At 73.4% G+C, this 24,810-nt stretch carries 21 protein-coding genes and 1 riboswitch; of the genes, 12 read left to right on the forward strand and 9 right to left on the reverse strand.

The genetic code is table 11. The annotated features are described in order from the left end of the window. The first annotated feature begins 194 nt into the window (after positions 1-194). From NYZ98_RS22345 to NYZ98_RS22365, 5 genes are all read left to right on the forward strand, one after another. Positions 195-482, forward strand: coding sequence for a UBP-type zinc finger domain-containing protein (locus NYZ98_RS22345; protein WP_262844808.1), 288 nt, complete (start codon positions 195-197; stop codon positions 480-482). A 35-nt stretch (positions 483-517) separates the two neighbouring features. Beyond that, positions 518-1,534 carry an acyl-CoA desaturase gene (locus tag NYZ98_RS22350; RefSeq protein WP_262844809.1) on the forward strand — a complete coding sequence of 339 codons (1,017 nt, stop codon included), beginning with the start codon at positions 518-520 and terminating at the stop codon, positions 1,532-1,534. Between the two features lie 225 nt (positions 1,535-1,759). Then, positions 1,760-2,899, forward strand: a complete 1,140-nt coding sequence (locus tag NYZ98_RS22355) for a glycosyltransferase (RefSeq protein WP_262844810.1) — start codon at positions 1,760-1,762, stop codon at positions 2,897-2,899. Continuing rightward, the gene (locus tag NYZ98_RS22360) at positions 2,896-3,900 is read left to right on the forward strand and encodes a glycosyltransferase (RefSeq protein WP_262844811.1); all 1,005 of its coding nucleotides are present in this window, start codon (positions 2,896-2,898) and stop codon (positions 3,898-3,900) included. Before NYZ98_RS22355 ends, NYZ98_RS22360 begins: the two co-directional genes overlap by 4 nt. Further along, on the forward strand, positions 3,897-5,375 hold the full coding sequence (locus tag NYZ98_RS22365) for a glycoside hydrolase family 130 protein (RefSeq protein ID WP_262844812.1): 1,479 nt from the start codon (positions 3,897-3,899) through the stop codon (positions 5,373-5,375). The genes NYZ98_RS22360 and NYZ98_RS22365 overlap by 4 nt, the downstream gene beginning before the upstream one ends. 3 nt (positions 5,376-5,378) lie before the next feature. Here NYZ98_RS22365 and NYZ98_RS22370 read toward each other — a convergent pair whose 3' ends face one another. Continuing rightward, positions 5,379-6,320, reverse strand: coding sequence for an urease accessory protein UreH domain-containing protein (locus NYZ98_RS22370; RefSeq protein WP_262844813.1), 942 nt, complete (start codon positions 6,318-6,320; stop codon positions 5,379-5,381). 234 nt (positions 6,321-6,554) lie between these two features. Between NYZ98_RS22370 and NYZ98_RS22375 the strand changes: the two genes are divergently transcribed. From NYZ98_RS22375 to NYZ98_RS22385, 3 genes are all read left to right on the forward strand, one after another. After that, a complete protein-coding gene (locus NYZ98_RS22375; RefSeq protein ID WP_262844814.1) occupies positions 6,555-7,499 on the forward strand; it encodes a LysR family transcriptional regulator in 945 nt (314 codons plus the stop codon). Between the two features lie 225 nt (positions 7,500-7,724). Continuing rightward, entirely contained in the window at positions 7,725-8,075 is a 351-nt protein-coding gene (locus tag NYZ98_RS22380; protein ID WP_262844815.1) for an STAS domain-containing protein, read from the forward strand. Between the two features lie 158 nt (positions 8,076-8,233). Beyond that, a complete protein-coding gene (locus tag NYZ98_RS22385) occupies positions 8,234-11,158 on the forward strand; it encodes an AfsR/SARP family transcriptional regulator (protein WP_262844816.1) in 2,925 nt (974 codons plus the stop codon). Positions 11,159-11,187: 29 nt separating this feature from the next. Here the strand turns inward: NYZ98_RS22385 and NYZ98_RS22390 are convergent, their stop codons facing one another. Genes NYZ98_RS22390 through NYZ98_RS22420 form a run of 7 tightly spaced genes read right to left on the reverse strand, consistent with a single transcriptional unit; the run spans position 11,188 to position 20,019 of the window. Next, positions 11,188-12,306 carry an LLM class flavin-dependent oxidoreductase gene (locus NYZ98_RS22390; protein ID WP_262844817.1) on the reverse strand — a complete coding sequence of 373 codons (1,119 nt, stop codon included), beginning with the start codon at positions 12,304-12,306 and terminating at the stop codon, positions 11,188-11,190. Between the two features lie 29 nt (positions 12,307-12,335). Next, a complete protein-coding gene (locus tag NYZ98_RS22395) occupies positions 12,336-13,511 on the reverse strand; it encodes an LLM class flavin-dependent oxidoreductase (protein ID WP_262844818.1) in 1,176 nt (391 codons plus the stop codon). Next, the gene (locus tag NYZ98_RS22400) at positions 13,508-14,875 is read right to left on the reverse strand and encodes an NtaA/DmoA family FMN-dependent monooxygenase (RefSeq protein ID WP_262844819.1); all 1,368 of its coding nucleotides are present in this window, start codon (positions 14,873-14,875) and stop codon (positions 13,508-13,510) included. The genes NYZ98_RS22395 and NYZ98_RS22400 overlap by 4 nt, the downstream gene beginning before the upstream one ends. Then, positions 14,872-16,551 carry a dipeptide ABC transporter ATP-binding protein gene (locus NYZ98_RS22405; RefSeq protein WP_262844820.1) on the reverse strand — a complete coding sequence of 560 codons (1,680 nt, stop codon included), beginning with the start codon at positions 16,549-16,551 and terminating at the stop codon, positions 14,872-14,874. Before NYZ98_RS22405 ends, NYZ98_RS22400 begins: the two co-directional genes overlap by 4 nt. Next, positions 16,548-17,438, reverse strand: a complete 891-nt coding sequence (locus NYZ98_RS22410; protein WP_262844821.1) for an ABC transporter permease — start codon at positions 17,436-17,438, stop codon at positions 16,548-16,550. The genes NYZ98_RS22405 and NYZ98_RS22410 overlap by 4 nt, the downstream gene beginning before the upstream one ends. Next, entirely contained in the window at positions 17,435-18,379 is a 945-nt protein-coding gene (locus NYZ98_RS22415; protein WP_262844822.1) for an ABC transporter permease, read from the reverse strand. Before NYZ98_RS22415 ends, NYZ98_RS22410 begins: the two co-directional genes overlap by 4 nt. After that, complete coding sequence (locus NYZ98_RS22420; RefSeq protein ID WP_262844823.1) at positions 18,376-20,019, reverse strand: ABC transporter substrate-binding protein; 1,644 nt, start codon at positions 20,017-20,019, stop codon at positions 18,376-18,378. The genes NYZ98_RS22415 and NYZ98_RS22420 overlap by 4 nt, the downstream gene beginning before the upstream one ends. 57 nt (positions 20,020-20,076) lie before the next feature. Further along, a riboswitch (SAM riboswitch) is annotated at positions 20,077-20,187 on the reverse strand. Between the two features lie 209 nt (positions 20,188-20,396). Between NYZ98_RS22420 and NYZ98_RS22425 the strand changes: the two genes are divergently transcribed. The 3 genes from NYZ98_RS22425 to NYZ98_RS22435 all read left to right on the forward strand — a co-directional run bounded on the left by NYZ98_RS22425 (position 20,397) and on the right by NYZ98_RS22435 (position 23,221). Further along, positions 20,397-21,410: a serine/threonine-protein kinase gene (locus NYZ98_RS22425; protein WP_262844824.1), complete on the forward strand. Its 1,014-nt coding sequence runs from the start codon at positions 20,397-20,399 to the stop codon at positions 21,408-21,410. Positions 21,411-21,419: 9 nt separating this feature from the next. Next, complete coding sequence (locus tag NYZ98_RS22430; RefSeq protein ID WP_262844825.1) at positions 21,420-22,499, forward strand: sensor histidine kinase; 1,080 nt, start codon at positions 21,420-21,422, stop codon at positions 22,497-22,499. A gap of 89 nt (positions 22,500-22,588) precedes the next feature. Next, positions 22,589-23,221, forward strand: coding sequence for a response regulator (locus NYZ98_RS22435; protein WP_262844826.1), 633 nt, complete (start codon positions 22,589-22,591; stop codon positions 23,219-23,221). A gap of 99 nt (positions 23,222-23,320) precedes the next feature. Here the strand turns inward: NYZ98_RS22435 and NYZ98_RS22440 are convergent, their stop codons facing one another. Further along, a complete protein-coding gene (locus tag NYZ98_RS22440) occupies positions 23,321-23,932 on the reverse strand; it encodes a TetR/AcrR family transcriptional regulator (protein ID WP_262844827.1) in 612 nt (203 codons plus the stop codon). Positions 23,933-24,028: 96 nt separating this feature from the next. Between NYZ98_RS22440 and NYZ98_RS22445 the strand changes: the two genes are divergently transcribed. Continuing rightward, the gene (locus NYZ98_RS22445) at positions 24,029-24,784 is read left to right on the forward strand and encodes an SDR family NAD(P)-dependent oxidoreductase (protein WP_262844828.1); all 756 of its coding nucleotides are present in this window, start codon (positions 24,029-24,031) and stop codon (positions 24,782-24,784) included. Positions 24,785-24,810: the final 26 nt, after the last annotated feature.

Raw genomic sequence — 24,810 nt, forward strand, 5'->3', positions numbered from 1 at the left:
TTATTGTCAAGGATGTTTTAGTCTTCGGCAGCGGAGCGTGCGGGGCGGCCATCGGATCCACTGATGAGGCTTGCTCGGATCGGTCCTTTCCGCCGGGCCGTTTTTCGCGTGAACTGGGGAGGTGCAGTCGGTGCAACTTGCGCCGCTGTCGACGTGGGGGGCGAAATATGGTCCCGATCCCTGAAGTCGTGGACGTGACCACGCGCATTGGCAGCCTGAACGGGCAGACGCCGCGCTGCGGTCACGTCTCCGCGGTCTCCGTCGCCGGGCCCGGCGCGCCGGAATGCAAGCAGTGCCTGGTACTCGGCCTGGACTGGACCGCGCTGATGGCCTGCCTGACCTGCGGCTGGGTGGCCTGTTCCAACGACTCGCCCGGCTGTCACGCCCGGGAGCACTACGAGGAGAGCGATCACCCGGTGGCCGCCAGGCTCAACTCCGAGCCGCCGTGGCGATGGTGCTACGTCCACGGCCGGCCGGTTTGACCCCGGGCCGGATCGTCACGACCCAGGAGGACTTCATGGCCGTATCCGAACGGACGACAGAACAAGGCTACGACGGTGTGTCCGCTTTCCCGGGGGCGCGAGAAGAAACCGAGGAGCCACCGAGCGCCCTGCAGGTGTGGCTGACGGGGGCGATCGTCGTGCTGCCGCTGGTGGCGGTCGGCGTCGCCGTCTGGCTCGCGTGGGGCCGTGGCGTGACGGTCACCGACCTGGTCATGGCACTGGTGTTCTACGTGGTCACGGGGTTCGGGGTCACGGTCGGCTTCCACCGGCTGCTCACCCACGGGTCCTTCAAGGCCCGTCCGTGGCTGCGGGTGGCGCTCGCGGTGGCCGGCTCGATGAGCTTCGAGGGCAACGTCGTCGACTGGGTGGCCACCCACCGCCGCCACCACGCTTACACCGACCGTCCCGGCGACCCGCACTCCCCCTACCGCTACGGCACCGGCCTGCGCGGGCAGCTGCGCGGCCTGGCCCACTCCCACCTGGGGTGGATGTTCCGCAACGACCCCACCCCCGCCGCCCGCTTCGCGCCCGACCTGCTCGCCGACCCGGCGATGACGCGGGTAGCCGGTGCCTTCCCGGCCCTGTGCGCGGTCTCGCTGGTCCTGCCGTTCGCCGCAGGTTGGGTGATCGGCGGCAGCCTCTACGCGGGGTTCACCGCCTTCCTGTGGGCCGGGCTGATCAGGGTCTTCCTGCTCCAGCACATCACCTGGAGCGTCAACTCGCTCTGCCACGTGGTGGGCGACCGGCCCTTCACCACCCGCCGCCATGACCGGGCCACCAACCTGTGGCCCCTGGCGCTCCCGTCGTTCGGGGAGAGCTGGCACAACGGCCACCACAGTGATCCCGCCTGTGCCAGGCACGGTCTCGGCCGTCACGAGACCGACGTCTCCGCCGGGCTGATCGGGATGTTCGAGCGGCTGGGCTGGGCCACCGACGTCCACTGGCCCGACCCCGAGCGGGTGGAACGACGCCGCCGGCCGGCCGGCGGCGAGGCCGGCGAAGCCGAGCCGGTCCGGACGCCGGTGGGATGACGCTCCCGTCCGCCCGTTCCGGCTCGACCGGAATGGGCGGACATGAGCCCTGTAGTGTCAAAGAAGCGTAGACCTGCCACCGCAGGATCGCGACGAGCCAGGGCCGCCCAGGACGGCCAGGCGACCGGCTCACCTCCATCCGCCACACACGCTGGCCGATGGACGTCTTCACCGCGTGAGGCCCGAATCCCATCCGGATCGGCCGATGACCGGAAGGCATCCCAGTTGGCCCGTACATACGGCTTCCTCAGTACCCATCCGCCCACCCAATGCGGTCTCGCCACCTTCAACTCCGCCCTGGCCTCCCATCTCACCAGGGGCGGCATGCGCGGCGGCATCGTCCGCGTCGTCTCCGAAGGGGACGACGAGCGGCCCGTGCCCGGCGTCGTGCACACCTGGGGACCCGACCGGCCGGACGGCTGGAAGGCCGCCGCCGACGCCCTCGACCAGTTCGACGTCGCCGTCGTCCAGCACGAATACGGCATCTACCCGGGCCCGGACGGCCAGGACGTACTGCCGCTGCTGCGCCGGCTCACCGTGCCGAGCGTCGTGGTCCTGCACACCGTGCTGACCCGGCCCACCCCCCGGCAGCGCAGGTTGCTCGAGCAGATCGTCGCCGCCGCGGGAGCGGTGGTCACCATGACCGGCACCGCCCGCGACCGGCTGCTCGCCGGCTACCACGTCGACGGCGGCAAGGTGTCGGTCATCCCGCACGGGGCCGCCGACCACGCCCGCGTCCCTGCCCAGCGCCGCCTGCGTCCCCACCTGCTCACCTGGGGCCTCATCGGCCCCGGCAAGGGCATCGAGTGGGCGTTGCGCGCCCTGGCCCTGCTCGGCGACCTCACCCCGCCGCCCACCTACACCGTCGCCGGGAAGACGCACCCGAAGGTGCTGGAGCACCACGGCGAGGCCTACCGCAACCGCCTGCACCGCATCGGCACCAAGCTCGGCGTCGCGCCCTCGGTCCGGTACGACCCGGTCTACCGCGACGACGCCTCGCTGAGCCGGCTGATCCGCTCGGCGGACGTCGTCGTGCTCCCGTACGACTCACCGGAGCAGGTGACCTCCGGCGTGCTGATCGAGGCCGTGGCCGCCGGCATCCCGATCGTCGCCACCTCCTTCCCCCATGCCGTCGAGCTGCTCACCGGCGGGCCCGGCCTGCTCGTCCCGCACGCCGACCCCGCGGCGCTCGCGCTCGCCGTGCGCCGCATCCTCACCGAGCCCGGTCTCGCCAACGACCTGGCCGGCCGGACGCCCGCCCTGGTCCCGGCCCTGCTGTGGCCCGCCGTGGCGGCCCGATACGAGGAAGTGGCCCGGTTCCTGCTCGCCGACCGGCCGCCCGCCGTGGTCGCGGCGATGCCGTGAGCCCCGGTGTCCCCGGGTTCCGGCACCTGGTCCGGCTGAGCGACGACACCGGCCTGTTCGAACACGCCCGGCACGCCATCCCCCGCCGCAGGCACGGCTACTGCACCGACGACGTGGCCAGGGGGCTCGTCGTCACCAGCCGCGAACCCTCTCCCGCGCCGGAGGTGGTCCGGCTCGCGGAGTGCTACCTCGCCTTCCTCTCCCACGCCCAGGACGCCACCGGCTCCTTCAGGAACAGGCTCGGCCACGACCGGCGCTGGGCCGACGCCGCGTCGACCGGCGACTGGTGGGGCCGGGCGATGTGGGGCCTCGGCACCGCCGCCGCGCGCGGCCCCGCCTCGTGGATCCGCCAGGAGGCGCTGCACGCCTTCACGCTCGGTGCCACGCGGCGGTCGCCGCATCCGCGCGCCATGGTGTTCGCCGGGCTGGGCGCCGCGGAGGTCCTGCGCGCCGACCCCGGCAGGACCGCCGCCGCCCGCCTGCTGGCGGACGCCGCGACGGCGGTCGGCGTCCCCGCCGAGGACCCTCGGTGGCCCTGGCCGCAGTCACGGCTCACCTACGCCAACGCCGCCCTGGCCGAGGTGGTCATCGCCGCCGGAGACCTGGGCGGTGACCGCTCCCTGGTCAGCCGAGGTCTGCGCATGCTGGAGTGGCTGGTCGACATCCAGACCGTGGACAAGCGGCTGTCGGTCGTCCCCGTGGCCGGATGGCGCCAGCACATCGCGCGCGGGCACCACGACCAGCAGCCCATCGAGGTGGCGGCGCTGGCCGACGCCTGCGCCACCGCGTCCGCCGTCACCGGCGACCCGCGCTGGCGCGAGGGCGTGCTGCGGGCGGTGGCGTGGTTCGACGGCGCCAACGACCAGGACGTCCCCATGTGGGACCACGAGACCGGCGGCGGCTACGACGGCCTGACCGACCACGGCCCGAACCTCAACCAGGGCGCGGAGTCCACCCTCGCCCTCATCTCGACCATGCAGCACGCGGCGACCCTGTCGTGACCACCAGGGACCTGGCCGACCGGCTGGACGTGACGCTCGCCCCCGACCCGCGAAGGGTGATCATCAAGCTGTTCGTCCCCGGCGAGGACGCGGCCGTGGCCCGCACCCGCGCCGCCGGGCTGATCGACCGCATCACGCTCATGGACCCCCACGAGACCGGCGCGATGCTGGCGGAGACGGTGCGGAGGTTCGGCGACCGGCACCACGACCTGGAGGCGACCTTCCTGCACCACTACGACCTGGTCCGCCACCGGGTCCCGCGCCACGTCGACCTGCCGCCGGCCGCCCGGCTCCTGGTCGGCGCGTACTTCAGCCACGAGTACGCGGTGGAGGCCGCCGCGCTGTGCAACCCGTCGATGGTCCCCCACCCCGACCAGTCCGGCCTGACCCCCGGGCAGCTCCGCGTCGTGATCAGCCTGCGGCAGATCGGTGAGGGGCACCTGTCGTCGATCGGTTTCGCCACCGCCCTGCTCGGACCCGGCGACGGCCTCACGGTGGACGACCGCTCGGGGCCGCTGGCGGTGGGCCTGCGGCGCGGCACCCGCCACCGGCGGGACCTCCTTGCGGCCGGGTTCGCCGACGAGGGCTGGGACGACGAGGTCTCGGCCACGGTGCTCGGGTCCCTGCCCGAGCGGTTCGAGGACGACGACTTCGAGCAGGCGGTCGCCGAACTCCCGGCCGACCTGCTCACCCGGACCACCACGCAGCGGACGCTGGAGGAACTGCGCCGCGCGATCAGCTCCGACTACGCCGTGGAGTTCCCGGCCGGCGTCCCCTTGGCCCGGCGGGTGCTGTGGCCGGCCACCGCCGCGGAGAGCAACGGGATGGAGGACGCCCGGTTCGTACGGACCCTCAAGGAGGACGGCGCGTCCGCCTACCGGGCGACCTACACCGCCTACGACGGCCGTCACATCCGCTCGTGCGTGCTCGGCAGCGACGACCTGCTGCGTTTCGAGGTCACCCCGCTTCGCGGGCCGGCCGCCGCGAACAAGGGCATGGCGCTGTTCCCCCGCCCGGTCGGCGGGCGCCGGCTCGCGCTGTGCCGTTCCGACGGGGAGACCATCGGTCTGACCTCGCTCGACGCGGGCAACAGGTGGCGGCGGCCGGTCCTGCTGCACGCCCCTCGGGCCGGCTGGGAGCTGATCCAGGTCGGCAACTGCGGGTCCCCTGTGGAGACCGAGCACGGCTGGCTGGTGCTGACCCACGGTGTCGGCCCGATGCGCCGCTACGCCATCGGCGCCATGCTGCTCGACCTGGACGAGCCGCACCGTGTGATCGCCGAACTCCCTTCCACCCTCCTCACGCCCGATGACGGCGAACGCGAGGGCTATGTCCCGAACGTCCTGTACTCCTGTGGTGGCCTGGCGCACGCGGGCGCCCTGTGGCTGCCGTACGGGGCCAGTGACGCCCGGATCGGCTTCGCCCGCGTGCCCCTGGCCACCCTCATGGAGGCGATGCGCCCGGTCGCTTCGTGACGGCTACCAGGACGCGGTGGGGTACCAGCCGTAACCGAACATCGCCGGGAGCCGCACGTCCCAGTAGAGGAAGGTGAAGGTGCCCGCGACGATGAAGGCGACCGCGGTCACCGTCACCATCCGGCTCGGCTTGGCCGTCATCCACCGCGCGAACCGTCCCCTGGCCACCAGCATGAGGGCGGCGAACAGCACCGCCATCACCACGATGTTGCCGAGCGACTGAAGAATGAACACCGCCGCGCCGTACAGGGGGTTGTGGGTCTCGGCGGCGTAGGAGAACAGCTTGTGGAACAGCGGGAACGGCCGGCCGATGAGGAAGCCGCCGACCAGCGCGCCGAGGACGACCAGGCGGGCGTTCGGGAACCGGCGCTCCAGCCTGGCCAGCGGGTCGGGCAGCAGCCGGATCGAGGCCAGGCCGAGCCAGATGAACGCCAGCCCGATGATCCCGAAGACCACGCTGGCCTGGATCAGCCGGACGGGCAGCCCGTCGCCCACGGTCGCGGTCGACAACTGGGGTAACCGGTCACCGAACAGGGCCCCGACGGCGCCGTACACCCCGCTGACCACGATCATGCCGATCGCGAGCCTGCTGAGCGGGCGCACGGTCTCGCGGAGGCGGTCGCGCCATGAGTCACCCTCGCGCACCAGCGGCACCACCGCGCCGAAGGCGGCGACGTTGCAGGCCGTGAACGTCCCGGCCAGGCCGGACACGAAGGCGAACACCGCGCCCGCGACGACCCCGCTGATGGCGGTGCCCTTGGCGTCGTACCCGAGCAGGGTGTTGGCGACGTTGTCGCCGATCACGCTGTCGACGAAGCGGAACGACCACAGCGCGGCGGCGACCGCGCCGGCGATCACGCTGAGCACGACGAGACGGCCACGGTGGCGTGGCAGGGATGGACTGGAGGGGAGGGAGTGACTGCCGGGGGCGTCGGTGAGCGTCATGGCACATCCTCGCGAAACGTGAAGCCGGGGGAGATGTGTGCTGATCGGCGGCCGCCTATACCAGACTTTGCAGCCGCGATCTTCCGCCGTCAAGAGACGATGCGCCTTCTGGGGTCATCACCTCAGAACGGCCTCAGTGTTAGGTATCCGGGTACCGTCCAGGGCGCGGTCTCTGCGCGTATCGTGGGGGGGAGACGGTCCACATCGGCGCTCCCAGCCGGAAGGGGGTGACGGATGGAACTGCGGCAACTCCGTTACTTCGTGACCCTGGCCGAAGAGCTGCATTTCGGCCGGGCCGCCGCGCGTGAGCACATCGTGCAGTCCGCGCTGAGCCAGCAGGTCCAGCGGCTGGAACGCGAACTCGAAGTGCGGCTGCTGGACCGGAGCACCCACCACGTCGAGCTGACCCCGGCGGGCGCCGCGTTCCTGGTGGAGGCGCGCCAGATCCTCGACCACATCGGCCGGGCCACCCAGGCGGCGCGCACCGCCGCCGTCTCCGGCCCCACCCTGCGTGCGGGCATCATCGACGCCGGATACGACTCGATGCCGCAGATCCTGCGGTCGGTCCAGCAGCGGAATCCGGGGCTCACGATCCACCAGGTGGAGATCGGCACACCCGACCAGTACCAGCAGCTCGCCGACGGCCGGCTGGACATCGGGATCGGGCGGGCGTCCCTGACCCCGCAGGGGGTGGCCTCCGAGCTGGTCCGCCTCGACGCGCTCGGCGTGCTGGTCCCGCAGAACCACCGCCTGGCCGCCCATGACGGCGTTCCCGTCATCTCGCTCGCCCGGGAGACCCTGCTGCTGGGCGAGGAGTCACGGACCCCGGAGTTCAACCAGTTCGTCATCGAACTTTGCCGGTCGGTGGGGTTCGCGCCCACGATCTACGAGGGAACGGTCGACAGCAACCGCGCGGCGGCCGACCTCGTGCTCCAGGGACGCTGTGTGATGTGCGTCCCCTCCTCCTCGCGCACCTCCAACCGGCCGGGAACCGTGTGGAAGCCGCTGATCGAGCCGGTTCCGCAGTATCCGTGGTCCCTGCTGTGGCGGTACGGAGACCCGTCCGCGCACGTCGCGGCGGTGATCGAGAGTGCCAGGCAGCTGGCTGACCGGCTAGGATGGCTACAGACCGCCGAGGAGTCCGCCGACCTCCCGGCTACGGATCATCACCCACGGTGATGGCCGTTTCTCAGATCGGTCGTTTCCCGCGGCGTCCGAGCACGATTGACTTGAGCCAGGCCCCATCGTTCAGGCGTTGATCCGCCCGCCTGGCTTTGAAGATCGCCTGGCTTTGAAGATCGTCGCAGGGCCGCCAACGGCCCCGCACCTCGACGTGGCCCCCGCCCGACGGACGTTCGCATCGTCCGGAGGGTCGCCGGCCGCGTCAACCGATTGGAGGTCCTCATGGACCTGTCGACCCGCGTCAACTCCGACTGGACCGTATGCAGTGTGGCCGGGGACGTGAACATCTTCACGACGCACGAGTTCCGTGAGCACCTGCTGGCGGCGCTGGACCGGCCGGGGCGGCGGCTGCTGGTCGACCTCTCCGCCGTCACCTTCATGGACGCCAGTGGCCTGGCCGTCCTGATCTTCATCAGGCGCATGGCCATGCGCCGCGGCGGGACGCTCCGCCTGCTCGCCCCGACGCGACTGCTCCGCCGGCTGCTGACGACGAGCGGCCTGTCCAGGACCTTCACCGTGAGCCTCGACCTGCCGGCCGTCCGGAAGGCGGAGGCGGCGCTCACCACCGTCTGATCACCAGGGGATCATCCCCTCCACCGAGCGAATGCCAGGGGCCCTGCGAGGGCGGTCCCCTGGCATTCCCCCGTTCTGGGCCGGCGGCGGGCGTTCTGGGCCGGCGGCGGGCGCCGTCGGGTCTGCCCTAGGATCGCGGATCATGATGAAGGTCCCGGATGAGTGACCACGGGCTGCGCTTCTCGATCCTCGGGCCGGTGCGGGCGTGGCGGGACGGCGCCGAGGTGGAGCTGGGGTCGCCGCAGCAGCGGCTGGTGCTGGCGGTGCTGGTGCTGGCCGAAGGCCGGGTGGTCGGCCATGAGCCGCTGCTGGACGCGGTGTGGTCGGATGATCGTCCCCGTACGGCGATGAGCACGTTGCGCACGTACGTCTCGCGGCTGCGTTCGGCGCTGGGCGCGGAGGCGGTGGAGTCGGCGGGCGGCGGGTACGCCCTGGCCGGCGGCGAGAGCGACCTCGCGGTGATGGAGGAGCTGGCGGCGGCGGGCCGGTACGGCGAGGCGCTGGCGTTGTGGCACGGGGAGCCGCTGGCCGGGCTGGAGGGGCGGTACGCCGAGGGGCGGCGGGTCCGGCTGGAGCAGCGGCGGCTGGCGGTGCTGGAACGCCGGCTGGCCGAGGACGTGGAGCAGGGCCGGCACGCCGACGCGGTCGCCGAGCTGACCGCGTTGTGCGCCGAGCATCCGGCCAGGGAACAGGTGTGCGGGCTGCTGATGCTCGCGCTGTACCGGTCGGGGCGGCAGGCCGAGGCGATCGGGGTCTACACCGACACCCGGCGGCTGCTCGCCGAGGACCTCGGCGTCGGCCCGTCCCCCGAGCTGGCCGAGCTCTACCAGCGGATCATCACCGCCGACCCCGCCCTCGGCGTGGGGCAGGCGGCTGCACCGGTCCAGGCCACGGCGCCGGTGCCCCGGCAGCTACCGGCCGACCTCACCGACTTCACCGGCAGGGAGCCGGAGATCCAGCGGATCGCGGCGGGCCTGCGGTCCGGGGACGCCTCGGCGCTGGTGATCTCGGCGGTGGCGGGCGCGGGCGGCATGGGCAAGACGGCCCTGGCCGTGCACGTGGCGCACCGCCTCGCCCCTGACTACCCCGGCGGGCAGCTCTTCGTGGACCTGCGGGGGACGAGCGCCCAGCCCCTGGCGCCGGAGGCCGTGCTCGGCTCGTTCCTGCGCTCACTCGGGGTCGAGGCCTCGGACATCCCCGACGAGCCGGCGGAACGGGCGGCGCTGTACCGCTCGGTCCTCGCCGAGCGGCGGGTGCTGGTGGTGCTGGACAACGCGGCGAACCCGGCACAGCTTCGCCCGCTGCTGCCCGGGACGGCCGGGTGCGCGGTGCTGGCGACCGGCCGCGCCAAGATGATCGGCCTGTCCGGGGCCCGGCAGGTCGACCTGGGCGTGCTGGGTCACGACGAGGCCGTGGCGCTGCTGGCCAAGGTGGCCGGCCGGGAACGGGTGGCCGCCGAGCCGGAGGCGGCGGGCGAGCTGGCCGCCGCGTGCGGGTACCTGCCGCTGGCGATCAGGATCGTGGCCGCGCGGCTGGCGGCGCGCCCGGCCTGGAGCCTGGCCCGGATGCGCGACCGCATGGCCGACGAGCGGCGGCGCCTGGCCGAGCTGCGCGTGGACGACCTGGCCGTGGAGGCCACCTTCGCCCTCGGGTACGACCAGCTCGACGCCGCGCACGCGTCGGCGTTCCGGCTGCTGGCGGTGCCCGACGCGCCCGAGTCGTCGCTGAGCGCGGCGGCGGCCGTGCTCGGGCTGGACGAGGCGGACGCGGAGGACGTCTGCGAGACGCTGGTGGACGTCAGCATGCTGGAGTCCCCCGCGCAGGGGCGGTACCGGTACCACGACCTGCTCAAGATCTTCGCCAGGTCCCGGCCGGCCGGCGAGGACGTCACGCGGGCGGCTCTGTTCCGGCTGCTGGACTTCTACCTCGCCACCGTCGCGACGGGCTTCCGCCTCGCCTACCCGGGCAAGCGGCTGGCCGACGCGGTCAGCCCCGCGCATCCCGGGCTGTCGTTCGCCGACCTGGACGCGGCGGTCGCGTGGGCCGACGGCGAGGTCCCCGGCCTGCTGGGCTGCGTGCTCCAGGCGGCGCGGACGCCGGGTGCGCCGCTGCTGGACCTGGTGCGGCTGCTCGACATGCTCTCCGACGGGTTCGGCGCCGAGACCGACCCCGGACGCCTGGAGCAGGTGGTGGGCGCGATCATCGACGCGGCGGCGGCCCGGGGCGACCGCCGTGCCGAGGCGCACGCGCGGTGCATGCGCGGCGAGGTGCGGGTGGCGCTGCTGTGGTCACCTGACGGGGCGATCGAGGACGGCACCGCCGCCCGGGACCTCAGCCTGGCCGAGGGCGACATGGCCAAGTACGGGGCGAGCCTCAACCTGCTGGCCATGGCGGTGTCCAGCCGCAGGGACAACGCCGGGGCGATCGCCCTGTACCGCGAGGCGAACGAGATCTGGCGCGAGATCGGCGACCGCAAGCTGGAGGCCACCGGGCTGGGCAACCTGGCGATGGAGCTCGTGGCGGCCGGTGAGACCGGCGAGGCGGTGGAGGCCGTCGAACGGGCCACCCGCATCACCCGCGAGCTGGGCGGCAGGATGGACCACGACGTCCTGTACCAGTCGGCCGTCGTGCTGCGGGACGCCGGGCGCCCGCAGGAGGCGCTGTCGCGGTTCACCGAGGTCCTCGCGGAGTACCGCGTGCTCAAGCAGCGCCTCTGGGAGGGCGTGACGCTGCTGCGGATGGCCGAGACCCACCTCGTGCTCGGGCGGCCCGCCGCGGCCGCCGACCGCGCGGAGGACGCGCTGGCGGTCATGGCGGAGGTGGGCCACGAATGGGTCGAGGGCAAGGCGCTTGTCGCCCTTGGCCAGGCGCTCGCCCTCCTCGGCCGGGCCGGCCGGGCGCGGGCGTGCCTGACCGAGGCCCTGGAGATCTTCCAGCGCCGCGACCTGCCCGAGGCCGACGACGTACGGGCCCTGCTGGCCGAGGACGGCGGGACCGGGGACGGCGATCCCGGAGACGTGACCGGGGACGGCGATCCCGGGGACGGCGTGCCCGAGGACGGGCGCCGGCCGATCATCGCATAGCGGCGCCCGCGCTCCGGCCGGTCCGCGTGTCAGCCCAGCCACACCTCGGCGAGCAGGTCCTGGGAGCGTACGCGGTCGGCGTGGTCGTGCGTGATGGTCGTGACCAGCAGCTCGTCGGCCCCGGTGGCGTCGCGCAGGACCCTGAGCCGGTCCGCCACCGCCTCGGGGGTCCCGACGAACCGGGTGTCGAGCCGGTCGGCGACCAGCGCGCGGTCCTCGTCGCTCCAGGCGTGCGCGGCGGCCTCCCGCGGCGAGGGGTAGGCCATCGCCCCGGCGCCGCTGCGGATGCTGCGCACCCACAGCCCGTACGGCTCGGCGATCCGGCGGGCCTCCTCGTCGGTGGCGGCCACGACCACGTCCGCCGACACCATGACGTGCGGCGCGGCGAGCGTGTCCGACGGCTTGAACGCGTCGCGGTACCCCTCCACCGCCTCCAGCACGCTGGACGGGCTGACGTGGTAGTTCGCGGCGAACGGCAGCCCGCGCTCGCCGGCGACCTGGGCGCTCTGGCCGCCGCTGCTGCCGAGGATCCACAGCTCCACGTCGGCGCCCTCGCCGGGCTGGGCGTGCGCCTCGTACCCCTCGGCGGAGCGGTACGTGCCCGCCAGCAGGGCCCGGATGTCGTCCACCTGGTCGGCGAAGTCGGGCGACTCCGCGCCGGGTTGCTGCAGCAGCGACGCGTACAGCTTGAACAGCGGGGAACCGGCGATCGAGGCGAACGAGAACGGGGGCGGGATCAGCAGGCCGTCCACGACACGCGACCCGACCGGCGGCGGCGGTGGCGCGGAGGCGGCGGAGCGCAGCTCCTTGGCGCGCTGGCCGGAGCGGCCGAGGCCGAGGTCGATCCGCCCCGGGTGCAGCGCCTCCAGGGTGCCGAACTGCTCGACCACGCCGAGCGCGGTCTGGTGGCCGAGCTGCACGGCCCCCGAGCCGACCCTGATCCGCTCGGTCGCCGCGGCCACCGCGCCGATGAGCACCGCCGGCGCCGAGCTGGCGACGCCCGGGGTGAGGTGGTGCTCGGCCAGCCAGTAGCGGTGGTAGCCGGCGTCGTCGGCGTGCCGGGCCAGGTCGATGGTGTCGCGCAGCGCCTCGCGCGCGGTCGCGCCGGACACGATGGGGGCCAGGTCGAGGATCGAAAGCCGGGTCATGGGACTCCTCCTAGGTGATGCGGCCGTGGTCATGACGCCTTCTGGTAGCGGCCGGCCGGGCGGGGCAGGCCCAGCCTCTCGCGCAGGACCGTGGTCTCGTACGCGCCGCGGAACGCGCCCCTGGCCTGGAGGGCGGGCACCAGCCCCCGGGTGATCGCGGTGAGGTCGTGCGGGAGCGTGCCGGGGCGGAGCCGGTACCCCGACAGGCCGGCGGCCCGCCAGTCGAGCAGCAGGTCCGCGAGCCGCTCCGGGGTGCCGGTGAAGACGAGCGCGTCCGAGGCGAGCGCGCCCCCGTCGAGCTCGTCCAGGCGCGCCTTGCGGTCGGCGGCGTCGTCGCCGAGGAAGACCACCAGGTCGGCGAAGACATGCAGCGGCGGTTCCGAGCGGCCCACGGCGTCCTCGGCGGCCCGCACCCGGCCGGTGATCGCCTCGGCCTCGGCACGGTCGCGCGGGGTGACGTACACGACGTCGGAACCCTGGGCCGCGAACTCGTACGGCAGCGTGTCATGGGCCAGCGACGTCACCAGCGGCTGCCCCTGCGGGGGGCGCGGGGTGATCGACGGGCCCTTGACGTCGAACCACTCGCCCTGGAAGTCGACGTAGTGCAGGCGGTCGCGGTCGACGAACCGGCCGGTCGCGACGTCGCGGATCTCGGCGTCGTCGTCCCAGCTGTCCCACAGCCGGCGGACCACCTCCACCGCGTCGGCGGCCTCGCCGAACAGGTCGCGCACGTGCCTGGTGACGATGGGATCGGACAGGTCGAGGGGCGGGAACTCCCGGCGGCCGAAGTGGGCGGCCTCGTCGGGGCGGGGCGACACCCGGGGACGCCACCCGGCCCTGCCCCGGCTGACGTGGTCGAGCGACGCGATGCCGATCGCGATGTGGAACGGCTCGCTGTGGGTGGTGCTGGTCGTTGGCACCAGGCCGATGTGCGAGGTCAGCGGGGCCAGGCTCGCGGCGAGCAGGACCGCGTCCAGCCGGCCGCGCACTTGGTCGAGCCGGTCGTCCGGCCCCTCGAACCGGGAGGACTGCAGGCCCAGCGAGTCCTCGAAGGTGACGAAGTCCAGCAGCCCGCGCTCGGCCTCGATCACCAGCTCGGCCCAGTACGCGGCGGTGAACAGCCGGTCCGGCCGCGCGCCCTTCGCCCGCCACGCCGCGGGGTGCCATCCGGCGCCGTCGAGCGCGACGGCCAGGTGGAGTGTCATGACGTCTCCTTCGGGTGGGGTGCGAGGCCGGAAGGGCCGGGACGAGGAGCGAGGCCGAGGTGGTCGCGGAGGGTCGGCCCGGTGTAGTCGGCGCGGAAGACGCCCTTCTCCTGCAGGATCGGGACGACCTTGTCCACCAGGTCGTCCAGCCCGCCGGGGGTGAGGTGGGGGACGAAGATGAAGCCGTCGGCGGCGTCGGTCTGCACGAACCTGTCGATCTCGGCGGCCACCGACACCGGGGTCCCGATGAAGGTCTGCGGCGCGGCGACCTCGATGACGAGCTCGCGGATGGACAGGTTCTTCTCCTCCGCCAGCGCCCGCCACTTCGCCGCGACCGCGCCACGGTCGCCGCGGAACTGCGCGCGGCCCTTGGACACGCCCTCCTCCAGCTCCGGTTCGAGGTCGGGGAGCGGGCCGTCGGGGTCGTGGCCGGACAGGTCCCTGCCCCACACGCCCTCGACGAACGCGATCGCCGTCTGCGGGCTCACCTGTGCGCGCCGGATCTCGGCGGCCCGCTCGGCCGCCTCCGCCTCGGTGTCGCCCAGCACGTACGTCACCGCCGGAAGGATCTTCAGGTCCTCGTCCCGCCTGCCGTACGCGGCGAGGCGCCGCTTGACGTCGCGGTAGAAGGCGCGGCCCTCCTCCAGCTTGCTGTGCCGGCTGAAGATGACGTCGGCGGCCGACGCGGCGAACTCGCGGCCCTCGTCGGAGTCACCCGCCTGGATGATCACCGGGTGTCCCTGCGGGCCGCGCGGCACGTTGAAGGCGCCGGAGATGTCGAAGTGCCGCCCCTGGTGCCGGAACGGCGTGATGCCGCCCGGCCGGACGAACGCGCCGGTGGCGGCGTCGGCGGCCACCGCGTCCGGCGCCCAGGAGTCCCACAGCTCGCGCACGGTCTGCAGGAACTCGGCGGCCCTGGTGTACCGGTCCTCCTCGGCCAGGAAGCCGCCGCGCCGGAAGTTCTCACCGGTGAACGCGTCGTAGCTGGTCACGACGTTCCACGCGGCCCGGCCGCCGCTGAGGTGGTCCAGCGAGGCCAGCCGGCGCGCCACCTCGTACGGCTCGTTGAAGGTGGAGTTGACGGTCGCGGCCAGGCCGAGCCGCGTGGTGACGGCGGACAGGGCCGAAAGGACGGTGAGCGACTCGGGGCGGCCCACGACGTCCAGGTCGTGGATGCGGCCCTTCATCTCCCGCAGCCGCAACCCTTCGGCCAGGAAGAAGAAGTCGAACTTGCCGCGTTCGGCGGTCTGGGCCAGGTGCCGGAACGACTCGAAGTCGATCTGGCTCCCCGAGCGGGGGTCGGACCAGACGGTGGTGTTGTTGACGCCGGGGAAGTGCGCGGCGAGGTGGATCTGCTTGGTCATGAGGCCCTCCTTGTGGGAAGTCCGGTGGAGACGGCGTCCAGGCGGGGGATGGCGGCCAGGAGCTCGCGTGTGTAGGCGGCCCTGGGTTCGGTGAAGACCTGCCGGACGTCGCCGTACTCGACCGCCCGCCCGTCCTTCATCACAAGGACGCGGTCGCTGACGTGGTGCACCACACCGAGGTGGTGGGAGATGAACAGATACGCGATGCCGAGCTCGGATTGCAGGTCGGCGAGCAGGTCCAGCACCTGGGCCTGGATGGAGACGTCCAGCGCGGAGACCGGCTCGTCGCAGACGATCACGCGCGGGCGGGGGGCGAGCGCGCGGGCGATCGCGACCCGCTGGCGCTGGCCGCCGGACAGCCGCAGCGGGCGCCGGTCCAGCACCGAGGCGTCGAGGCCGACCTGTTCCAGCAGCTCCACCGCCCGGTCCCGTCTGGTCGCACGCGGCTCGCCGCCGACGCCGAGCGCCTCGTCCAAGACGCGGCGCACGGTGAACCGGGGGTCGAAGGAGCTCAGCGGGTCCTGGTACACGACCTGGATGTGGCGGCGGAGCTCCCGCCGTTCCCCCGCCGTCAGCCCCGCCCACGGGCGGCCGTCGATCTCGACGGAGCCGGCGTCCGGCGCGAGCAGGCCGAGGACGAGGCGCGCCGTCGTGGTCTTGCCCGACCCGGACTCGCCGACGACGCCGAGCGTCTCCCCGGCCCGCAGTTCGAACGAGACGCCGTCGACGGCGGGCCGCCCGTGGAACGCCTTGACCAGGTCCCGCGCCTCGATCACGATCTCGCCGGGCACCGGGGGCGTGATCGTCCGGGGCGGTTCGCCCTCGGCGACCGAAAGGCGGGTGCCCTTGGCGTGCTCCATCGGCACGGCGGCCAGCAGCCGCCGCGTGTACGGGTGGTCCGGTTCGCGCAGCACCCGCTCCGCCGGGCCGTCCTCGACCACCACGCCGTCCTTCATGACCAGGACCCGGTCGGCCAGCTCGGCCACCACCGCGAGGTCGTGGCTGATCAGCAGCAGCGCGGTGCCGGTCCGTTTGCGCTCGGCCAGCAGCCGCAGGATCTGCGCCTGCACCGTGACGTCCAGCGCGGTCGTCGGCTCGTCGGCGATGAGCAGCCGAGGGTGGCAGGCGATGGCCGAGGCGATCAGCGCGCGCTGGCGCAGCCCGCCGGACAGCTCGTGCGGGTACTGCCGGGCGCGCAGCTCGGGCTCGGGCACCCCCACCTCGCGCAGCAGCTCGACCACGCGCCCGGCGACGGCGCCGCGGGGGACCGGGCGGTGCAGCCGCAGTGCCTCGGCGACCTCCTTGCCGACGGGGCGCAGCGCGTCCAGCGAGACCAGCGCGTCCTGCAGGACGAAGCCGATCCGCCGCCCCCGTACCGACCGCCAGCGCCGTTCCCCGAACGCGGACGCGTCGGCGCCCTCGACGCGGAACGACCCGGCGCGGACCCGGGCGTCGTCCCCGGTCAGCCCGAGCAGGGTGCGCGCGGTGACGCTCTTGCCCGACCCGGACTCGCCCACGATGGCCACGCACTCCCCGGGGCGCACGGCGAACGACACCCCCCGGACGGCGTGGATCTCCCCGAAGGAGACGTGCAGGTCGGTGACCTCCACGATCGGCTCGGTCTCGGGATCCGCCGCCGATCCGGTCACCAGGCCCGCCACGGCCGGTTCGGTCACGAGGTCCTCCCTTCCACCAGGCGTCGAAGGTGCCGGCCGACGACGGTGATCGACAGCACGGTGAGCGTGATCGCCACGCCGGGGAACACCGCGATCCACCACGCCACCGAGAAGTAGTCGCGCCCGCCGGAGAGCATCGCGCCCCACTCCGGCGCGGGCGGCTGCGGGCCGAGCCCGAGGTAGCTGAGGGAGGCCGCGGCCACCAGGGCCGTCCCGACCTCGATGGTCGCGAGCACGAGCAGCGGCGCGAACGCGTTGGGCAGGACGTGCCGCGCGATGATCCGCCCCCGGGTCAGTCCCAGGGAGGTGGCGGCCTCCACGTAGCCGGTGCGCCGGATCACCATCGTCTGGGCGCGGACCAGGCGGGCGTAGCCGGGCGCGGTGTAGAGCGCGATGGCGAGGATCACGTTGGCGGTGCCCGGCCCGGTGACGGTGATCACCAGGAGCGCGAGCAGCAGGGTGGGCAGTGCCAGCAGCACCTCGACCAGGCGCATGACGACCTGGTCCAGCACCCGCCCGCCGAGCGCGGCCAGCAGGCCCAGCGCGGTGCCCGCCGTGACCGCCACGGCGGTGGCGCCGAGGCCGGACAGCAGCGAGGGCGCCGCACCGAACACGATGCGGGCGAACAGGTCGCGCCCGTTGGCGTCGGTGCCGAGCAGGTGCGCGGCACCGGGGGCCTGAAGCGCGTCCGCCGCGTCCGCCGCGTCGGGGGTGCCGGACGCGACGAGGCCGGGCGCGACCGCCGCGAGGGCGACCAGGGCGAGGAACAGCGCCGCGGCCCACACTCCCGGCCGGGGGATCCGGCGGGGGCGTCCCGTCCCGATCGCGATGACGGCGGTGGTCACCGGGGCGCCTCCGAGGGGGGACGCGTCGGCGGCGGAGGTCATCGGGCACCTCGCAGCCGGGGGTCGATGACCAGGTACAGCAGGTCGACCAGGATGTTGACGACGACGTACAGCACGGCGGTGACCAGGACGACGCCCATCACCACCGGCAGGTCCTTTCCGGTCACCGCGCCCAGCGTGAGCTGCCCGATGCCCTGCCGGGAGAAGATCTGCTCGACCGGGACCATGCTGCCGAGCAGCAGCCCCACGATCCAGCCGATCAGTGTCACCGCCGGTACCAGGGTGTGCCTGAGCGCGTGCCGCAGCCGGACGCCGAGGTCCGGCATCCCCCGCGCGCGGGCCGTCAGGACGAAGGGCTCGTCCAGCACCAGTTCCAGGCTCTCCCGCATCATCTGGGTGAGCATGGTCGTGACCGGGAGGGCGACGGCGATCACCGGCAGGACCAGCCCGGCGAAACCTTCGCCGCCGGCCGCGGGGAACCAGCCGAGCTGGAAGGAGAAGACGGTCAGCAGCAGGATGGCCGTCCAGAACGTGGGGATGGACACCCCGACCAGCTCCAGGCCGGAGGACAGTCCCCGGATCCAGCGTGCCCGCCTGGCCGTGAGCAGCGCCAGCGTGGTCGACGCCACGACCGCGAGGACCAGGGCGCTCAGCGTGAGCTGGACCGAGGCCCCGAGCTGCGCGCCGATCGCCGCCGCGACCGATTCGTGCAACTGGTACGACTGCCCGAGGTCGCCGCGCAGGACGCGGCCGAGGTAGGTCGCGTACTGCGTCAGGAGCGGCCGGTCGAGCCCGTAGTCGGCGATGATCTGGGCGCGGACCTCCGGGGTCACCGTTGAGCTGCCGATGAGCACGTCGGCCACGTTCCCCGGCGTGAGGTGCAGGGCGGTGAAGGAGACCGTCACCGCGCCCCACAGCACCAGCACCGACGTGCCGACGCGGGTCAGGACCAGCCGGCCGGTCCGGCGTCGCGGTCCGCTCATGCCTTCGCGACCCATGCGTCGTAGAAGGTCGGGTACGCCTGCGGCTCCCAGCCGATGTCGTGCGCCGACCTGTTCGTGCCGAGCAGGTAGGTGAAGACGTACACGGGGAAGATCGCGGCGTCGTCGATGACCTTCCGCTGGACCTCGGCGTACAGCCCCGCGCGCTTGGTCAGGTCGGTGGTGGCCAGGGCGTCGCCGAGCCACCCGTCCACCTCGGTGTCGCGGTAGCGGGCCAGGTTCTGCCCGAACAGCGTGGGGCTCGGGATGGTGGAGACGGCGAACAGGTTGCGCAGGGCGTCGCCGTCGGCGCGCTGCCAGCTGAAGTCGACCAGGTCGTAGTCGCCGGAGATGGCCTTGGGGGCGAAGTCGTTGGCGGTGACGTCGTCGAAGTGCACCTCGAAGCCGATCTTCTTGGCCTCGGCCTGCACCTGTTCGGCGAGGGTGCCGCGCTGTTCCCTGGCGAGCGCCTTCAGGAACGGCCAGTGGACCGTCAGGCGCCTGCCGTCCTTGGTGCGGTAGCCCTCGGCGTCGCGGCCGGTCCAGCCCGCCTCGTCGAGCAGTCTCCCCGACTCCGCGGCGTCGTACTTCCACTGGGTCTCGGTGGACTTGTCGTACCCGGGCGTGACCGGGGAGATGGGGCTGGAAGCGGGGGCGAACGAGCCGAAGTACAGCTTGCCGACGATGGTGGCGAAGTCGATGCCGTCCCGGAAGGCCTGCCGGACCTTGGGGTCGGTGAACACGCCCTTGGCGGTGTTGGGGAAGTAGTTGTAGTTGCCGCCCGGGGCCTGCCGCCGGGTGATGGCGAGCTTGGGGTCGGCCTCGACCCGCTTGACGCTCACCGGCGGGACGCTCGCGATGGCGTCGATCTGCCCGCTGGTCAGCGCCCCGAGCCGGACCGAGTCCTCGATGAGGACCTTGAACTGGAGCTTCTCCAGGTAGGCGGGCCCGGTGTGCTTGGCGCCCTGCGGGGCCCAGTTGTAGGCGGGGTTGCGGTGGTAGGTGATGCCCTGGTGCGGGGTGAAGGCGTCGATGATGAACGGCCCGGTCCCGACGACCTTCTTGGCGAGCGCCTCGGCGCCCTGGGCGAGCGATTTGGGGGACTGGATCCCGAAGTACGCGGTGGCCAGCGCCGCGAGGAACGGGGAGTACGGCTTGGCGAAGGACACCTCGACGGTGTGGGCGTCCACGACCTTGGTGCCGGTGTAGGGGCCGAACGCGGCGGCGGCGAGCTGTGACCTGGTCTTGGGGTCGACGATGTGGTCGAGGTTGGCCTTCACCGCGGCGCCGTCGAAGACGGTCCCGTCGGTGAACCTCACGTCCTCGCGCAGCTTGAAGGTGTAGGTCTTCCCGCCCGGTGAGATCTTCCAGGAGGTGGCCAGCCAGGGGTGGATCTCGCCCTTGTCGTCGAGCGAGACCAGCGAGTCGAGCGCCGGGCGGGTGAACAGGCCGGTCACGTCCTGCGGGCTGGCGTGCGGGTCGAGGTTCAGCGGCTCGGTGTTGACGCCGAAGACGAGCGTCCCGCCCTTGGCCGGGGCGCCGGACGGCGTGCCGGTCGTGGCGGGGGTGCCGCCGCAGGCGGTCAGGGCGGCGAGGGGGAGGAGGGCCAGCCCCGCCAGGCGGGATTTGCGGAGGGGGTTCAAGGGTTCGCCTTTCCGTCAGGTGCGTTTCCGCGACCTCACGACCAGGAGCCCGGACGGGCCCCGCGCTTGCGGCGAGGATCTCCTCGCCGCCAGGTTTCCCCGGGGCACCCTGCGCGGTGCGAGGGTTGCCGGTCGACCAGCCGGGGCTACGCGTCGACACTCAATACCTACTTACATAGTAGGAAAAGTGGGTAATCCCGTCAATGAACCGGACTCCCTCTCCTCTCCCGGACGGCGGATGCCCCTCCTCGACGGCGGAGTCTCTCCCGGGCGGCGGAATCTCTCCCGAACGGCGGATGGACAGGCTCGGTACGGCACCGGATCCGCCGGACGGCCGATAGGCCGGCCCGCCACCCCGGGGCGAGGGTGGAGCCATGATGAGGAACTGGACTCGATGGGCCGGATACGCGGCCGCCGTGTGGTCGCTGGCCTACGGGGCGCTCGGCCTGTACTGGGCACTCGGCGGCGGCGGCTTCCCCTTCGGCCGCGCCGACCCCAACTGGGAACCCGGCCTGTCGGTGCTCGGTGAGATACGACCGCAGACCGCCGCGCCGGTGATCGCCGTGCTCGGCCTGGTGGGCGCGGTGGCCGGCGTCGCGATGGCCAGAGGCGCGGGAAGCGGCCGGGTCCGGCCGATCCTGCTCGGCTGGGCGTGGATCTCGGCCGCGGCGCTCGCCATCGTGATCCCCGACAGCCGGGTGCTCATGCTGGTGGCCTACGCGCCGCTGCTGCTGGTCTGGGTGTTCACCGGTGTGCCCGGCGGGCAGAGCCTGGCCGAGATCGTGCCCTGGTCGCGGATCAACCTGTTCGTCCTGGTGATCGGCGGGCTGCTGTGGGCGCTGACGGCGCTCGCCTACCGGCGCCGCACCCTCACCGGACCCGCCCGTCCCGGGTGGGCGGCCCCCGAGGCGGCGCGGCGCTGGGGCCGCTGGGCCGTGTACGTGGCCGCCGCCATCCCCGCCTTCTACGACGTCAGCCGGATCGCCTGGGCCGCGGGCGTCCCCCTCGGCGTCACCCGGGAGTTCTGGCAGTGGCTCGACGAGTCGGGCCTGAAGTGGGGCGGGCTGTTCCTCAGCGCGATGGGCGTCGGCGGCGCCGTCCTCACGCTCGGCCTCGTCCAGCGGTGGGGCGAGGTGTACCCGAGGTGGATCTGGTTCAAGGCCGGGCGGCGGGTGCCGCCGATGCTCGCCGTGATCCCCGCCTCGATCGTCTCGGTCATCGTGCTGTCGGCCGGGCTGATGTACTGGCGGATGCGCTTCGTCCACGGCTTCGGGCCCGCGAACATGTGGGCCACCTGGGCCCCGTCGCTGCTCTGGCCCGTGTGGGGCCTCGCCCTGGCCGCCGCGACCCTCGCCTACCATGTGCGCCGCACCGCCCCGGAACGGCCCTAGAGTCGGGCCGTGGACCTCATCGGGGTGCTGATGGCACTCGGCGCGATGATAGTGGCCTTCCTGCCACGTGCTCGTCCCGCGCGTGCCGCCATGGCCGGGGGAGCGGTCTCGCTCCTGCCACGTGCTCGCGCGGCGCGTGCCGCCATGGCGGGGGGAGCGGTCTCGCTCGCGTTCACCGCCGCCCACCTGCCGGCGGGGACGCCGGCCGGCGCGGAGTGGGGGCCGCTGGCGGAGGCGCCGCCGCTCCTGGTGCTGGTCACGCTCGCGGTGCGCCGCGCCCCCGTCCGGGAGGCCGCGATAGGGGCCGGGCTCGCCGGGGGCGCCGTCGCGACGATCCTGCTGCGGGTCACCTTCCCCGGCCCGCCCGCCTTGGTGCTGAGCGCCTGCGCGGGCTGGTCGCTGGGCGCGGTGGCGGCGGCCGGGGCCGGGCTGTACCTGCGCTTCCTGGACGGCGGCCGGCGCCGGGCGGTGGCGAGGGCCGAGCGGTCCCAGCGGCTCGCCCTGGCCCGTGACCTGCACGACTTCGTCGCCCACGACGTCAGCGGGATGCTGGTGCGTGCCCAGGCGGCCCTGTTCTCGCCGGAACCGCTGCCGCCCGCCGTGGCCGACGCGCTGCGGCGCATCGAGGAGGGCGGCAGGCGGGCGCTGGCCTCGCTGGACCGCAGCGTCCAGATGCTCGGCGAGACCGATGAGACCGGCGCCCCCGGCATCGAGGCGTTACGCGCCCTCGCCGCCGGTTTCTCGCCGTCCGTGCGGGTGAACCTCAGCGGCGATCTCCGGCAGGACGTGTCGCGGGAGACCTCCGTCACCGTCCACCGCGTGGTGAGCGAGGCCCTGACGAACGTCCGGCGGCACGCCCCCGGCGCGACGACCGTCGACATCGCGCTGACCGCCGACGCGAAGGCGGTCCACGTCCGCGTCACCGACGACGGCCGCGCCGGCTCCGGGGATCCCCCGGGAGACGGGGAGGGGCGGAGCGGTGGCTTCGGACTGGCCGGGCTGGACGAGCTGCTCAGAGCCGCCGGCGGCTCCCTGACGGCCGGCCCCGGCGACGCCGGATGGCACGTCACGGCGGTGGTCCCCCGATGACCCGTGACGACGGCCATGCCGCCCGGGCGGCGGTGATCGCCGATGAACGGTGACGGCGGTCGCCTCGTCGCGGCGGCGGTGGTCCCCCGGTGACCACGCGGATCCTGATCGCCGACGACCAGGATGACGTGCGGATCGGTTTCCGGCTCATCCTCGACTCGCAGCCCGACATGACGGTCGTCGGCGAGGCGGCCGACGGACGGGCCGCCGTGGAGGCCGCCCGGCTCCTGCGGCCCGATGTGGTGCTCGCCGACATCCGCATGCCGAGGCTCGACGGGCTGGAGGTCACCCGGCTGCTGGCTCCCGAGACCCGGGTGATCGTGGTGACCACGTTCGACCTCGACGACTACGTGCACGCCGCGCTGCGCAACGGCGCGTGCGGCTTCCTGCTCAAGCGGTCCGGCCCCACGCTGCTGATCGAGGCGGTCCGCGCCGCCATGGCCGGGGACACGCTGATCAGCCCCCAGGTCACCGTACGGCTGCTGCGCCACCTGCGGGCGCCCGCGCCCGAGCCCGCCGGGGAGGCGCTGACCTCCCGCGAGCGGGAGATCGCCCGGCTGGTCGCGCACGGGCGTACCAACGCCGGGATCGCCGCCGAGCTGTTCATCAGCCCCGGGACGGTCAAGACGCACCTCGCCAACATCCAGCGCAAGCTCGGTGCCGCCAACCGGGTCGGCATCGCCGCGTGGGCGTGGAACTCCGGCCTCGCCGCGAGCGAGTGACCGGCCGGAGGCGCTCGCGTCGGCCGGGCTTTCAGGGGGGCGCCGGTCAGGGGTTCGCGTCGGCTGAGGACGTCGGGCGGGCGAGGGTGGGCGGGTCGGTCAGGCGGCGTTCGTCGCGGTCGAGGCCTTCAGGCGGGCGATGGCGAAGTCCAGGGTGGCCTCCAGGTGGGTGAGGCGGCCGGTGGACAGCAGGATGGACACCCCGCCCTGGATCCCGGCGAGCAGCGCCGCCGCCGCCTCCCCGGCGTCCACGTCGGGGGAGATGTGGCCCTGGACCTGCATGTGCCGGATCCCGGCGAGGATCTGCGCCTGCCACTCGTCCAGCAGCCGGCCGGAGACCGCCTGCGCCCCCGGCGTGGTGCGGGCGAGCTGTGAGGTCAGGACGCCGAGCGGGCAGTTCTGCCCCTGCAGCCGGTAGCGCCTGACCACCGCGTCCCGCCACTTCCGCCAGTCGTCCCAGGAGTTCAGGCGGCCCAGGTGCGGTTGCTGGTCGGACAGGACGCGGCCGGCCTCGTGCTCGGCCACCGCCAGCAGGAGCTGCTCCTTGCCCTCGGGGAAGTAGTGGAAGAGCTGGCTCTTGCTGGTCGCGGTCCGCCTGCGGATGTCGTCGAGCGTGGTGGTGGCGACGCCGTTCTCGCGGATCTCCCGCGCGGCCCCCTCGACGATGCGCCGCCGGGTCGCCTGGCCCTTGGCCGTGAGTCCGTTCCCCATGCCGCCACCCTCGCACACTATGGACTCGCGGGTCCATTTCTTCCGGCTCACAATGCACTCACCAGCTAGAACAGCATAAAAGAGACGGGGAAAGTGATGAGTGGAAGACTCCAGGGCCGGACCGCGCTGGTCACCGGATCGACCGGCGGCATCGGCGTCGCCGTGGCACGGGCGCTCGCGGCCGAGGGGGCGTTCGTCGTCGTCAGCGGCCGGGACGCGGGGCGCGGCGAGGAGGTCGTCAGGTCCATCGCCGGCGCGGGCGGTCAGGCCGCCTTCGTCGCCGCCGACCTGTCGAAAGGGGCCCACGCCGTCGAGGCGCTGGCCGCGTCGGCGCTCGCGGCGGCCGGCGGCCGGCTCGACATCCTGGTCAACAACGCGGCGATGCTCCTGACGCCGACCCCGACGGCCGAGGTCCCCGAGGACACCATCGACGCGGCGCTCGCCACCAGCGTGAAGTCCATGTTCCTGCTCACCGGCCTGCTGGCGCCGAGGATGGCGGCACGCGGCGGCGGGGCCGTCGTGAACCTCGGGTCGATCAACGGCCTGGTCGGCATGGCCCATTCGGCCCTCTACAGCATGACGAAGGCCGCGGTGCACTCGCTCACGAAGTCCTGGTCGGCCGAGTACGGGCCGTACGGTGTGCGGGTCAACACGCTGGCCCCCGGCCCCACGCTGACCGAGAAGGTCAAGGGCTACAAGGAGCACCTGGAGCCGATCCTCGCCCGCGCGCCCTCCCGCCGGGCCAGCGCCCCCGAGGAGATCGCCGCCGCCGCGGTCTTCCTGGCCAGTGACGACGCCGCCAACGTCCACGGCGCGACGCTGACCGTGGACGGCGGCTTCAGCGCGGTGTGACCGGGCGGCGTCCCCGAGGCCGGGCC

Source organism: Sphaerisporangium corydalis (assembly GCF_025506355.1).
Taxonomy (GTDB): domain Bacteria; phylum Actinomycetota; class Actinomycetes; order Streptosporangiales; family Streptosporangiaceae; genus Sphaerisporangium; species Sphaerisporangium corydalis.

What these genes read in the sequence shown, in the direction of transcription:
- NYZ98_RS22350 (WP_262844809.1), top strand. Translation starts at nt 518, where the DNA reads ATGGCCGTATCCGAACGGACGACAGAACAAGGCTACGACGGTGTGTCC.
- NYZ98_RS22370 (WP_262844813.1), bottom strand. Translation starts at nt 6,320, where the DNA reads ATGACGCTCACCGACGCCCCCGGCAGTCACTCCCTCCCCTCCAGTCCA.
- NYZ98_RS22375 (WP_262844814.1), top strand. Translation starts at nt 6,555, where the DNA reads ATGGAACTGCGGCAACTCCGTTACTTCGTGACCCTGGCCGAAGAGCTG.
- NYZ98_RS22380 (WP_262844815.1), top strand. Translation starts at nt 7,725, where the DNA reads ATGGACCTGTCGACCCGCGTCAACTCCGACTGGACCGTATGCAGTGTG.
- NYZ98_RS22385 (WP_262844816.1), top strand. Translation starts at nt 8,234, where the DNA reads ATGAGTGACCACGGGCTGCGCTTCTCGATCCTCGGGCCGGTGCGGGCG.
- NYZ98_RS22390 (WP_262844817.1), bottom strand. Translation starts at nt 12,306, where the DNA reads ATGACCCGGCTTTCGATCCTCGACCTGGCCCCCATCGTGTCCGGCGCG.
- NYZ98_RS22395 (WP_262844818.1), bottom strand. Translation starts at nt 13,511, where the DNA reads ATGACACTCCACCTGGCCGTCGCGCTCGACGGCGCCGGATGGCACCCC.
- NYZ98_RS22400 (WP_262844819.1), bottom strand. Translation starts at nt 14,875, where the DNA reads ATGACCAAGCAGATCCACCTCGCCGCGCACTTCCCCGGCGTCAACAAC.
- NYZ98_RS22410 (WP_262844821.1), bottom strand. Translation starts at nt 17,438, where the DNA reads ATGACCTCCGCCGCCGACGCGTCCCCCCTCGGAGGCGCCCCGGTGACC.
- NYZ98_RS22415 (WP_262844822.1), bottom strand. Translation starts at nt 18,379, where the DNA reads ATGAGCGGACCGCGACGCCGGACCGGCCGGCTGGTCCTGACCCGCGTC.
- NYZ98_RS22425 (WP_262844824.1), top strand. Translation starts at nt 20,397, where the DNA reads ATGAGGAACTGGACTCGATGGGCCGGATACGCGGCCGCCGTGTGGTCG.
- NYZ98_RS22440 (WP_262844827.1), bottom strand. Translation starts at nt 23,932, where the DNA reads ATGGGGAACGGACTCACGGCCAAGGGCCAGGCGACCCGGCGGCGCATC.
- NYZ98_RS22445 (WP_262844828.1), top strand. Translation starts at nt 24,029, where the DNA reads ATGAGTGGAAGACTCCAGGGCCGGACCGCGCTGGTCACCGGATCGACC.